Source organism: Pseudoalteromonas sp. Isolate3 (assembly GCF_022398505.1).
GTDB classification, from domain to species: Bacteria; Pseudomonadota; Gammaproteobacteria; order Enterobacterales; family Alteromonadaceae; genus Pseudoalteromonas; species Pseudoalteromonas apostichopi.
This window is the reverse complement of sequence record NZ_JAKEVN010000003.1, coordinates 47,245-59,695: the sequence shown is the minus strand read 5'-3', so window position 1 is coordinate 59,695 and position 12,451 is coordinate 47,245. Positions and strand designations below refer to the sequence as shown.

The window sequence follows — 12,451 nt, the reverse complement described above, 5'->3', positions numbered from 1 at the left end:
ATACTCATTGATTCGATACCAAGCTTAAAGGCGTTTTTTCTGGTTGCTGTTTGTTATTAACGGGCGGCAGTTGTCTGCCAAGTTGCAATAAACTTGGCATTAATATCAAGGTGAATAGGGCACTAATGGCCATGCCACCGACAATCACAGTGGCAAGGCCACGGTAAATTTCTGATCCTACCCCCGGCATTAGCATCAGTGGCAGCATGCCAAATAAGCTGGTTAAGGTACTTAAGTAAACGGGTCGTGCGCGCAGTAGCACAGCTTGGCGAACAGCGTCTTCTCGGCTGAGTCCTGCAGCCATCGCGACACGGGTTTGGTCAACCAACAAAATGGCATTATTTACCACCAGACCGAGCAAGATAATAAAGCCAATCATGGTCAGTAAGTCGAGCGATTGGAAGGTAAATAAGTTAAGCACAAATAGAGCCAGTACACCGCCTGCAATTGCCAATGGCATGACCAGTAAAACTAACGCGCTATCTTTGGCTGACTTAAACAATGCGGTCATTAGCAAGAATAAAATAAACAGAGCCAAGGTAAAGTTGATTGTCATCTCTTGCATGGCTGAATTCATCTTTTGTGCATTACCTGCCAAAATCGCGCCGGAGCTGTCGGGCAAACTTGCACGTACTTTTGGCATAACTTGCTCAGAAAGAATGGTTTGTGCTTGCTGCAAACTCATATCTGCTGGTGGTGTGACAACAATACTCACGGTACGGCGGCCATTAACACGTCTAAGTTGGGTTGGTCCCACGGTGCGTTCAATATTGGCAAGCTCGCCTAAGGTTTGAATACCTGAACGCGGGGTCACAATAGGAAGTGCTTTAAGCTCCTCAGGTGTTTGCCATGGAATACCGCGCAAAATTACATTCATGCGTTCGTTGCCATCAAAGTATTCATTAACAAATAACCCACCTGTGTAGGCTTGCACTGCTTGAGATACATCACGACGAGTTAGCCCAGCTTGAGTTATACGACGGTCATTTGGTGTGAGTCTAAGTTCAGGTTCAGCCATATCGAGTCGTGGTTGTGGCCTGGCTGTGGCGTTCGGCATAGCTTCGGTGACAGCTTGTAGCGCCACATTAGCACCTGCAATGAGCTCATCCATATTGGGGCCAGTTAAATCGATATTGATATTACGACCATCACCGCCATTGGCCACTTGGATCATCGACCCTCTAAAGAAGAATACTTGGGTGTCGGGTAAATCAATGAAGATTTCTTCTCGGGCTACTTTCATTAATTCTTCAACGCGTTGTGGATCGGCAGAATAAATAAAGCCGCCAGCATTAGAACCAAACGCATAAAAGTTAAAGTCTTTAATACCCGGCTCTTTTTCGCCTGTGTAATAAGGCATTAAGCGCTTTTTGATACGCATCAGTAGCTCTTCTTCCATAAACTGCACATTGCCGCCAGGCGGGGTATTTAAGTTAAAGAAAAAGCCATCGGTTGGTGCACGCGGCATAAAATCAGTTTTCGGGAGCATGGTCATGGTCGCGACGAGTGAGCCACCTAATAACGAAACAATCCATACTATTTGTTTCACGCGGGTATTGGTAAGCGCCATGATGAAGTTAGTTAGCTTGTGCCAATATTCACGATAAGGATCTGCTTTGAGCTCTTTGTCTGGCCAAAAGTGGTTAGCCAACGGAATAAGTGTAATTGCGCAAATCATAGAGGCAATTACAGCAATGGATAAAGTGAGCGCTAAGTCAGAGAATAACTGCCCTTCAATACCTGCCATAAATAAAATAGGCAAGAAAATAGCAACGCTTGTGGTGGTTGAAGCAAATAAAGCGCCTGTTACTTGAGCTGCGCCTTTTAGCGCGGCTTTTTTACTATCAAAGCCTTCGCTTCTGAGCCTTGCGATGTTTTCTTGCACTATGATGGCGGCATCAAGTACTAAGCCAACGGCAAAGGCAAGGCCCGCCAGTGAAATAACATTTAAGCTGCGGTCAAAAATGTTTAACGTTAAAAATGCGACTAACAAAGAGACAGGAATTGTCGCTGCAATCACAAACGTGGCCTTTAAGCCCCTAAAGAACAGCCACAAGATTAAACACGACAGCAAAACGCCTAGGCCTAAGTTACTTTTAACCAACGACAAGGCATTACGAATATGCACAGAGGCATCAAAACTTAATTCAATCGATAAGCCATTTTCAGCCAGCGGCCCTTCGTTGAGCTCTTTAATAGCAAGGTTAATGTCGTCGAGCAGGGCAACGGTATTGGCTTCGTTAGCGCGCGAAATACGAATGTAATATGCGGGTTTACCATTTCGACCACTCATCCCTAAACGGTCAGAGAAAGTACGCTCTACACTTGCGATATCGCCAAGGTAAATGGGTCTGTCGCCTGAATAGCCAACGCGCATTTGTGCCATGCTCGATAAATCATATTGCCCCGTAAAGCGTACCGTATATTGACGACGGCCAACATTAGCTAGGCCACCGGAAGTATCGCGTGAGCTGGCTAATACATTACTGATTTGGTCAAGGCTGACGCCCAGTGCGGCGGCTTTGTGAGGGTCAAAGGTAATACGTAATTCTTTTGGTCGTTCACTGGCTAAATCAACACGGGCAACTCCAGGTATACGTGCCAAACGGGGCTCAACAAATTCATCGATTTGTTTTTGGAACTGCGCCATGTCTAAATCAAGGCTGTCGCTATTAAAGTCTTTCGGTGTGACCAGTAACGTTGCTGCGGCTTCACCATTATTACCGCCAGCAAATACCACAGGATCAAATGCATCTAATGGCAGGGGGGGCGCTTGGTTAAGGCTAGTTAACACATCAAGCATTGCCTGCTGCATGTTTTGCCCAACAGCAAAAGTCAACGTGATAGAGCCATTACCACGGTTAATGTAAGTATTAACCTCTAGCGCACCCGGGGTGTTTTTTACTGCGTTCTCGAGCGGCTCAATGATCACCGATTCAATCTCTTCAGGCGCAGCTTGGCGCCAGCCAGAAAAAATAGTGATCTGCGGTTGCTCAATATCTGGTGTGAGCTGAATTGGCAGCTTAAAAATGCTCAACATGCCAAACAACATAATCAACACCAAGATGACAATAACACTCGCAGGGTTTTTCAGCGAACTACGTGTCAGATTCATTGTGTGTGTTCCAAAATCAGTTTGTGTGCATTGTAGTGGGATGTAAAAAAAGTGCCAGTGAGGTAAAGGAAATGTATGTCAGAAGTAACGCTGAATGGCCTTAATTACGCGATAAAATGTGTATTTGAAATAAGATGTAACAATTTAACAAGGGGAGCTTTAAGTTTTAAGCCCTAAGCTTTAACTAAAAAGGCTGAAACTAGTCGGCAGTATCTTCTCGAAGCAGGTTGGTAACGTTTTGCTCAAACACACGTTTTACTTCTGCACTGTAGTGATTGTGGTCGTTAATGGTGATAAAGGGATTAGTGAAACTAACATCGCAGAAAGTTGTATAACACTGGATTTTAACAGCAACTCGATCTGGGGTTGCAAGGCTATCTAGGGTTGTTTGTAATGCATCAAAAACATATTCTTTGTGAACGTGTGATGTTAAAGCAACTTCAAGTTTTTTGACCTCAACGCGATGTGAATTTGTATCTGTTACAAACAACTCGTATAGGTAGCTACGTGATACAAACAGCAAGATTGCCACAAGATAGAATAATCCTGTGTAATAAAATAACTCTGTGTGGGTAAAACTCCGAAAAGATTTAAACATTTTCACTATTATTTTGTTTGTTTTTTATACTAAAACATATTTTTGAGCGTATCTCAATAAACTAGCTAAAAATCACTGCATTACAGATAATAAAAAAGCGCGAAACTAGTTAGTATCGCGCTTCTTATCTCTAAAACTTAAAGCTCAGTCTTGTTATTCATCAATCGAGCGAAGTAGGGCATTAATACCTACTTTTTCACGAGTTTGTTGATCAACTTTTTTCACTATGATGGCAGCGTATAGGCTGTGTGAACCATCTTTTGATGGCAAAGAACCTGGAACAACAACCGCACCGGCTGGTACTCGGCCGTAATGGATTTCGCCAGTTTCACGGTCATAGATACGTGTGCTTTGGCTGATGTAAACACCCATTGAGATAACCGCGCCTTCTTCAACTACAACGCCTTCAACAATCTCAGAACGCGCGCCAATAAAGCAGTTGTCTTCGATGATAGTTGGGTTTGCTTGAAGTGGCTCAAGTACGCCACCAATACCTACACCGCCCGATAAGTGAACATTTTTACCAATTTGAGCACATGAGCCAACCGTTGCCCATGTATCAACCATGGTGCCTTCATCAACGTAGGCACCAATATTGACATAAGACGGCATAAGCACCACGTTTTTACCTACAAAACTGCCTTTACGTGCAACAGCATTAGGCACAACACGCATACCGCCTTGTTGAAATTGTTCTGGTGTATAGTCGCTAAATTTAAGTGGTACTTTGTCGTAAAACTGATTAACACCATCGTTCATTGGTTGGTTGTCACGAATACGGAAAGACAGTAGCACTGCTTTTTTCAACCATTGGTGTACAACCCACTCACCGCTGATTTTTTCAGCAACACGAGCAGCGCCGCTATCAAGTAATTCAAGCGCATCGATAATAGCTTGTTTTACTTCACTTGATACCGTACTCGGGCTGATGCTATCGCGGTTGTCCCAGGCGTTTTCGATCATGGTTTTTAAATCTGACATAAGATCCTCTTATTCGGTTTCTGCGTTGAGTTTTTTACGCAATGCTTGATGAATTTTAGCTTGTTCTTCGTCTGTTAATGCTTGGTATTCGTTATTTGATACCACGAAGAAATCTTCTGCACGCTCACCAACAGTGGTGATCCGTGCGGCATGAATATGTAATAAGTGTGCTTGAAAAACTTCAGCTATTTTCGTCAACAGACCCGGAATATCCACCGCTTGAATTTCAATTAAACTGCGATCTTTACGAGCATGTGGTCTAAGCACAATTTTTGGTTTGATATTAAAGTCTTTGAAGCGCTGTGAGCGATTCTTCTTAAAGCGAATTTTCTTTTTCGGGTCGCTAATAGCAAGATCTAATGCACGTTTAATGCCTTGTGCTCGATTACTCGCAATAGGGTCACCATTGACCTCTAAAATAACAAAGCTAAATAGCACGTAGCCGTCTTTCGTAGTCAAAACTTGTGCATGTTGAATTTGCGCTTTTTTCGAACCAATTACACTGACTAAACGAGAGAATAAACCGCCTGAGTAAGGGCTGTAGGCAAAGACTTGCGTACCGCCATGCATTGCAGTGTTTGAAACTGCAACGCTTGGTTGGCTTAAATCATCACAGCTCAATAAGTGCTCTGTATGCCATGAAATTTGCTGTTCACTAAAGGCTGTAAAGTAGTTAGCTTTAAAGCGGCTCCAGATTAAGTCGATTTGATCTTCGTTACAGCCATGATTCAATAAGCGCTGTTTGGCTTGCTGCTTTTTATCACGTATCTGGTCACGTTGGTCCATCGGGTTTTCAAGCCCTAAACGAAGCGCGCGCTGGGTGTGTAAATAAAGCTCACGAAGTAGGGTGTTTTTCCAATCGTTCCACAAATTATCATTGGTTGCGCGAATATCAGCTAAAGTTAAGCAATATAAGTAATCAAGCTGGCGCTCATTTTTTACTTTACTCGCAAAGTCTTTGATCACATCTGGGTCATTTATGTCTTTACGTTGCGCTGTAACCGACATAAGTAAGTGATTAGCCACTAACCACGAAATTAGCTTGCCATCTGATGCTGGGAAGCGGTGTAGCTTAGCAAATGCGATTGCATCAACCGAGCCCAGTTCTGAGTGATCGCCACCACGACCTTTCGCAATATCATGGAAAATACCAGCTAAATAAAGTAACTCAGGCTTATCCATACGAGTGACAATTTCACTGCATAACGGAAATTCGCTGACTTTTGATTTATCAAAATACTTATAAATATTGTTGATCAGTTTATGGGTGTGCTCATCCACTGTGTAGGCATGAAATAAATCAAATTGCATTTGCCCGAAGATATTACGCCACTGCGGTAAGTAGGCGGCAATAATGCCGTGTTTATGCATTAGGGTAAATGCACGACCCATACCGTTAGGATGCTTTATTAGGCGTAAAAATGCCTCACGACAAGCGGCGTAATCTTGTAAATCACCTAGTAAACGACGGCGAACTTGACGCATTGTGCGTATGGTACTTGGGTAAATATGGGTGATCTCTGGGTTATCAGCAATGTGTTCGAACAACACAAATAGCTGATCACGGCGGAAGAATACCGATGGATTTTTAACACGAATTTGATGGCCAATGCGCTCAAAGTTACGGTCAAGTTCAATCACAGGTAACTCACCTGCACCCGGTAAAATGCTTTGCTCAAAGTATGAAAGCAGCATTTGGTTAAGCTCACGTACGCGGCTCATGATCCTAAATAAGCGTTTCATCATGCGCTCGACCGAGGCTTTACCATCACTACCAAAGCCGAGAATTTCTGCGGCATGAGGTTGATGATCGAACAACAAACGGTTTTCAGAGCGACCCGCAGCGATGTGCAGCGCAAAACGAATGTTCCAAAGGTTTTCTAAACATTCAGACAGCTCTTGGTATTCTTCGTGAGTAAGATAGCCGTGATTTATAAGTTCTTGTAATGTTTCGGCTCTAAAGTGCTTTTTAGCAACCCAAATAATGGTCTGTAGGTCGCGCAGGCCACCTGGGTTTTCTTTGATATTGGGTTCAAGGTTATAAGCCGTACCATGGCATTTTTTATGGCGTAAACTTTGCTCTTGAACTTTTGCCAAAAAGAATTCGTCTGAGCGCCAAATAGGCGTATCAAGCAGGTGTTTTTTTAGTTTTTCGAATTCGATATGATTACCGAAGATTAATCGGCTTTCGAGTAAGCTGGTGGCAAATGTCACATCTTCGCGTTTTTGTTCTAATGCTTGCTCTATCGTACGAACACTATGACCAATCTCTAAATTAAGGTCCCATAGCATGGTAACGAACTGACCAATTTTTTCACACACAGCTTCACTTGGTTGCTCGCTAACTAGCAGCATAAAGTCGATATCGGAGTAGGGGTGCAGTTCGCCTCGACCATAACCTCCCACAGCAATGAGGGCTAGGTCACTTTCGTGAGCAAGGTTGTAATCGTGAAACAGTTTAATTAATAAGCGGTCGATAAACTCAGCACGGGCATTAATTAAGTTGCTAACGGGTTGTTTTGAGAATTCGTTCTGTAGCCATTTATAAAAATAACTAGAACAGTCGCGATAATCGCTAAGTTGCTCAGCTTGGCTGAGCAACTTTTTTACTTTATTGGGTAATGCCACAGGGGCTGGCTCCTAGTGTTCGATGATCCTGTCGATAGTATCATCTGATCGGAGCGTTAAAATTTCAACACCATTTTCAGTCACTAACAGTGTATGTTCCCACTGTGCAGACAATGAACGGTCTTTTGTTACTACAGTCCAGTTATCTTTTAGTAGCTTACATTGGCGTTTACCGGCATTAACCATAGGCTCGATTGTTAAACACATGCCTGCTTTTAATACTTCGCCAGTACCTGCTTTGCCATAGTGCATCACTTGCGGCTCTTCGTGGAATTCAGCGCCAATGCCGTGACCACAGTATTCACGAACGATTGAGTAGTTAAAGCCTTCAGCGTATTTTTGAATTGCAGCACCGATATCACCTAAGCGCACGCCTGGTTTAACCATTTTAATTGCAAGGTATAGGCTTTCTTGGGTAATTTCAGCAAGGCGTTTACCTTGAATATTAGGTGTACCAACGTGGAACATCTTAGATGTATCACCGTGATAGCCATCTTTGATCACAGTCACGTCGATATTCACGCTATCGCCTTCTTTAAGCGGTTTGTCATTTGGAATACCGTGGCAAATTACATGGTTCACTGAGGTGCAAATTGATTTTGGGAAACCGTGATAATTAAGCGGTGCTGGAATAGCATCTTGAACATTGACAATATAATCATGACAAATTGTATTTAGCTCATCTGTGGTTACACCTGGCACCACATGCGGTTCTATCATTTCTAGTACCTCGGCGGCTAAGCGCCCGGCAACACGCATTTTTTCGATTTCTTCAGGGGTCTTGATCACAGCACTCATTGAGGCTCCAAAGTTGTTTTTCAGGTCAGTTTTTAGTGCACAAATTTTGCACTAGACGTTGAGTTTTCAATTTTAATATGGTATAAAGCGCGCCGTCTTTTTACAAATAAATTCTTAACTGATTTTTTGTATTTAAGGCAAACACAATTTTATTTTAACACACACACGTATCGTCACATACACTTGGGTGCACTTAAGTTACAAATTAACTGCGGTGTTGGTGCTATGGGATATGTGGAGGCCTAACCCTAAATTATAGAGGATTATACAAATGGCAAACGTTTCAATGCGCGATATGCTTCAAGCTGGTGTTCACTTTGGTCACCAAGCACGTTACTGGAATCCTAAGATGAAGCCTTTCATCTTCGGCGCTCGTAACCGTGTTCATATCATCAACCTAGAGCAAACTGTACCAATGTTCAACGAAGCACTTAAGTTCTTATCGAACGCAGCTTCTAACAAAGGTAAAGTACTTTTCGTTGGTACTAAGCGCGCAGCAAGCGAAGCAGTTAAAGAAGCAGCGATCCAAAGCGAGCAGTTCTACGTGAACCACCGTTGGTTAGGTGGTATGTTGACTAACTGGAAAACAGTTCGTCAATCAATCAAGCGTCTTAAAGATCTTGAAGCGCAAAGCCAAGACGGCACTTTCGAGAAGTTAACTAAGAAAGAAGCGTTAATGCTTACTCGTGAAATGGAAAAGCTTGAAAAGAGCCTTGGTGGTATCAAAGACATGGGCGGTCTTCCTGACGCGCTTTTCGTTATCGATGCAGACCACGAGCACATCGCTATCCGTGAAGCTAACAACCTAGGTATTCCAGTTGTTGCTATCGTTGATACTAACTCTAACCCAGACGGTGTTGATTACATCGTTCCTGGTAACGACGATGCGATCCGTGCTATCCAACTTTACACAGGCGCTGTATCAGCTGCGATCACTGAAGGTCGTGAGAACAACATCGTTGCTCAAGCTGAGAAAGACGACTTCGTAGAAGCTGAGTAATTAGCTGTCATCAAGTCTTCATCTAATTAAGGTGAAGACTTGTTATTCTTGTTAAGCGGCCTATACCGCTTCCCTATAACAGAATTCAATTGAGGATATTCTAATGGCTGTAACTGCTGCCCTAGTTAAAGAATTACGCGAGCGTACTGGCGCTGGCATGATGGATTGTAAAAAAGCGTTAACTGAAACTAACGGTGACATCGAGTTAGCGATCGAAAACATGCGTAAGAGCGGTGCTGCAAAGGCTGCTAAAAAAGCAGGTAACATCGCTGCTGAAGGTACAATCTTAATCAAAGAAGGTAACGGTTTCGCTGCACTTCTTGAAGTTAACTGTCAAACTGACTTCGTTGCTAAAGACGCTAACTTCCTTGGTTTCGCTAACCAAGTTCTTGACGCTGCTGCAGAATCTAAAGCAGACATCGACGCACTTAAAGCACAGTTCGAAGAAACTCGTGTTGCTCTAGTTGCTAAAATCGGTGAAAACATCAATGTTCGTCGCGTTGAGTACATCGACGGTGACAAACTTTCTTCTTACCGCCACGGCGACCGTATCGGTGTTGTTGTAGTTGGTGAAGCTGACGAAGAAACACTTAAGCAAGTTGCTATGCACGTAGCTGCGTCTAAGCCTGAGTTCGTAAACCCAGAAGACGTTCCAGCTGACGTTGTAGAAAAAGAAAAAGCAGTTCAAATCGATATCGCGATGAACGAAGGCAAGCCTGCTGAAATCGCTGAGAAAATGGTTATCGGTCGTATGAAGAAATTCACTGGTGAGATCTCTCTTACTGGTCAAGCTTTCATCATGGAACCTAAAAAATCAGTTGGCGAAATTCTTAAAGAGAAAGGCGCAACTGTTTCTAACTTCATCCGTTTAGAAGTTGGTGAAGGTATCGAGCGTAAAGAAGAAGACTTCGCTGCTGAAGTAGCTGCTCAAATCGCTGCTGCAAAAGGCGAGTAATTTTCTAACTTAGTGACGTAGGCCAATTAGATGAAATTAATCTGTTATTAGCTTTTGCGTCACTGATGAAAATTCTTTAAAATAACCGCGTTTTATGTGTAACCATAGCGCGGTTATTTTTTATCTCATTACTAAGGCTGGCCCAAATATTATGACTATCAATCGTAAACCTATTTTTAGACGTGTTCTTCTTAAACTTAGCGGTGAAGCATTAATGGGAGACGAAGGCTTCGGCATCGACCCAAAAGTACTTGACCGTATGGCTCAAGAAATTAAAGAACTTGTAGAGCTCGACGTAGAAGTAGGTTTAGTTATCGGTGGCGGTAACTTCTTGCGTGGTGGTTCATTAGCAGAAGCGGGCATGAACCGCGTAGTAGGCGATCACATGGGTATGCTTGCTACTGTAATGAATGGTTTGGCAATGCGTGATGCACTTCATCGTGCATTTGTAAATTGTCGTTTAATGTCAGCTATTCCACTTAACGGTGTATGTGATGCTTACAACTGGGCAGAAGCTATTAGCCTATTAAAATCTGGCCGCGTTGTAATTTTCTCAGCGGGTACAGGTAATCCATTCTTCACGACTGACTCAGCAGCGTGTCTACGTGGTATTGAAATTGAAGCAGATACTGTAATCAAAGCGACTAAAGTTGATGGTGTTTACTCTGATGATCCAGTGAAAAACCCAGAAGCTACACTATATCGCCACTTAAGCTACAATGAAATCATTGATAAAGAGCTTAAGGTTATGGATTTAGCTGCATTTACGCTGGCGCGTGACCACAAAATGCCATTAAGCGTATTTAACATGAATAAATCAGGCGCGCTTAAGCGTGTTATTATGGGCGAAGATGAAGGAACGCTTATCTCTTCACAAGCCTCAGATGAAACTAGCAAATAGATTAGGATTGAACCGTGATTAACGATATCAAAAAAGATGCGTCAGAACGTATGCAAAAAAGTGTTGCGGCACTAGGCAGTCAATTATCTAAAATTCGCACAGGCCGTGCGCACCCAGCATTACTTGATGGTATTCAAGTGTCTTACTACGGTGCTGACACACCATTAAACCAAGTTGCTAACGTAACAATTGAAGACTCACGTACACTTGCAATTAGCGTGTTCGACAAGTCATTAGCGCAAGCAGTAGAAAAAGCGATCATGGCTTCAGATTTAGGTTTAAACCCGATGTCTGCAGGTACAGTTATCCGTGTTCCACTTCCTCCACTTACAGAAGAGCGTCGTAAAGACCTAATCAAAATCGTACGTGGCGAAGTTGAAAGCGGCCGTGTTGCTGTACGTAACATCCGTCGTGACGCAAATGGCGACATTAAGAGCTTATTGAAAGAAAAAGATATTTCTGAAGATGAAGCACGTCAAGCAGAAGACGAGATCCAAAAGCTTACAGATAAGTTCATCAAAGAGATGGATGCACAATTAGCTGCAAAAGAAGCTGAGCTAATGGAAATCTAATTGCTGCTGTTTATCTTTCAGACACTGATTCTGTAAGTAAACAGGCGCAACTAAATTTATTAGTTTTGAAACGCCGTCTAGGGTATACTAGACGGCGTTTTTTTATGGAATACTCGATATTTATGGTTCTTAACGCTGATAAAATTTCCCAGCAAAGTTTGCCTAAGCATGTCGCTATAATCATGGATGGCAACGGACGTTGGGCACAAGCGAAAAATCGCCCGCGTGTTTACGGACACAAAAAGGGCGTTGATGCAGTTCGTCAATCAGTGCAATTTTGTACTCGCTTAGGTATACAGTCGTTAACACTATTCGCATTTAGTAGCGAAAATTGGCGACGTCCAGAGGACGAAGTAAATACGCTTATGGAGCTGTTTTTATTCGTACTGGGCAAAGAAGTTAAAAAGCTTCATAAAAATAATGTAAAGCTAAACATAATTGGTGATTTATCACGCTTTTCAGAAGGTCTGCGCGAGAAAGTTGATGCAGCCCATGAATTAACTCGTAATAATACGGGTCTACGGTTAAACGTGGCAGCTAATTATGGCGGACGTTGGGATATCACTAACGCCGCAACAATGCTTGCGAAAAAAGTCGCAGCCGGTGAAATGGCCGCAGAAGATATTACTGAAGAGCTCATGGCCGAACAAATGAGTATGGCCGATCAAGGTGAACTTGATTTAATGATCCGCACCGGTGGAGATTTACGCATCAGTAACTTCCTTTTATGGCAAGCGGCTTATGCTGAGCTTTACTTTACTGATACGCTTTGGCCAGACTTCAATGAAGCTGCATTTGCTGACGCTATCGCATGTTACGTTGCCAGAGAGCGACGATTCGGTTGTACAGGCGAACAAATAAAACAATTACTCGCCGAGACCTAATTACTAGTTGAAGGTACAC

General features: G+C 43.0%; 10 protein-coding genes. 5 read left to right on the top strand and 5 right to left on the bottom strand.

Annotated features, from left to right (window positions below):
• Positions 1–4: 4 nt before the first annotated feature.
• The 5 genes from L1D46_RS01565 to map form a co-directional block, all read right to left on the bottom strand.
• Positions 5–3,115, bottom strand: coding sequence for an efflux RND transporter permease subunit (locus tag L1D46_RS01565; RefSeq protein WP_239976622.1), 3,111 nt, complete (start codon positions 3,113–3,115; stop codon positions 5–7).
• Positions 3,116–3,314: 199 nt separating this feature from the next.
• Entirely contained in the window at positions 3,315–3,713 is a 399-nt protein-coding gene (locus tag L1D46_RS01560; protein WP_130051010.1) for a hypothetical protein, read from the bottom strand.
• A 153-nt stretch (positions 3,714–3,866) separates the two neighbouring features.
• A complete protein-coding gene (gene dapD / locus L1D46_RS01555; RefSeq protein WP_167658377.1) occupies positions 3,867–4,694 on the bottom strand; it encodes a 2,3,4,5-tetrahydropyridine-2,6-dicarboxylate N-succinyltransferase in 828 nt (275 codons plus the stop codon).
• Between the two features lie 9 nt (positions 4,695–4,703).
• On the bottom strand, positions 4,704–7,322 hold the full coding sequence (glnD, locus tag L1D46_RS01550; RefSeq protein WP_130051012.1) for a [protein-PII] uridylyltransferase: 2,619 nt from the start codon (positions 7,320–7,322) through the stop codon (positions 4,704–4,706).
• Positions 7,323–7,334: 12 nt separating this feature from the next.
• Positions 7,335–8,144, bottom strand: a complete 810-nt coding sequence (gene map / locus L1D46_RS01545) for a type I methionyl aminopeptidase (protein ID WP_256854704.1) — start codon at positions 8,142–8,144, stop codon at positions 7,335–7,337.
• A 247-nt stretch (positions 8,145–8,391) separates the two neighbouring features.
• On the opposite strand from map, the gene rpsB reads away from it, so the two are divergent.
• From rpsB to L1D46_RS01520, 5 genes are all read left to right on the top strand, one after another.
• Positions 8,392–9,120, top strand: coding sequence for a 30S ribosomal protein S2 (rpsB, locus tag L1D46_RS01540; RefSeq protein WP_054562046.1), 729 nt, complete (start codon positions 8,392–8,394; stop codon positions 9,118–9,120).
• Between the two features lie 103 nt (positions 9,121–9,223).
• Positions 9,224–10,075 carry a translation elongation factor Ts gene (gene tsf, locus L1D46_RS01535; RefSeq protein WP_130051014.1) on the top strand — a complete coding sequence of 284 codons (852 nt, stop codon included), beginning with the start codon at positions 9,224–9,226 and terminating at the stop codon, positions 10,073–10,075.
• A 151-nt stretch (positions 10,076–10,226) separates the two neighbouring features.
• Complete coding sequence (pyrH, locus tag L1D46_RS01530) at positions 10,227–10,976, top strand: UMP kinase (RefSeq protein ID WP_130051015.1); 750 nt, start codon at positions 10,227–10,229, stop codon at positions 10,974–10,976.
• Positions 10,977–10,990: 14 nt separating this feature from the next.
• A complete protein-coding gene (gene frr, locus L1D46_RS01525; protein WP_054553121.1) occupies positions 10,991–11,548 on the top strand; it encodes a ribosome recycling factor in 558 nt (185 codons plus the stop codon).
• A 104-nt stretch (positions 11,549–11,652) separates the two neighbouring features.
• Positions 11,653–12,432 carry an isoprenyl transferase gene (locus L1D46_RS01520; protein WP_239976620.1) on the top strand — a complete coding sequence of 260 codons (780 nt, stop codon included), beginning with the start codon at positions 11,653–11,655 and terminating at the stop codon, positions 12,430–12,432.
• The last annotated feature ends 19 nt before the right edge of the window (positions 12,433–12,451 follow it).

Coding starts and splice junctions, on each gene's coding strand:
- L1D46_RS01565 (WP_239976622.1), bottom strand. CDS start 3,115: ATGAATCTGACACGTAGTTCGCTGAAAAACCCTGCGAGTGTTATTGTC.
- dapD (WP_167658377.1), bottom strand. CDS start 4,694: ATGTCAGATTTAAAAACCATGATCGAAAACGCCTGGGACAACCGCGAT.
- L1D46_RS01560 (WP_130051010.1), bottom strand. CDS start 3,713: ATGTTTAAATCTTTTCGGAGTTTTACCCACACAGAGTTATTTTATTAC.
- pyrH (WP_130051015.1), top strand. CDS start 10,227: ATGACTATCAATCGTAAACCTATTTTTAGACGTGTTCTTCTTAAACTT.
- rpsB (WP_054562046.1), top strand. CDS start 8,392: ATGGCAAACGTTTCAATGCGCGATATGCTTCAAGCTGGTGTTCACTTT.
- L1D46_RS01520 (WP_239976620.1), top strand. CDS start 11,653: ATGGAATACTCGATATTTATGGTTCTTAACGCTGATAAAATTTCCCAG.
- tsf (WP_130051014.1), top strand. CDS start 9,224: ATGGCTGTAACTGCTGCCCTAGTTAAAGAATTACGCGAGCGTACTGGC.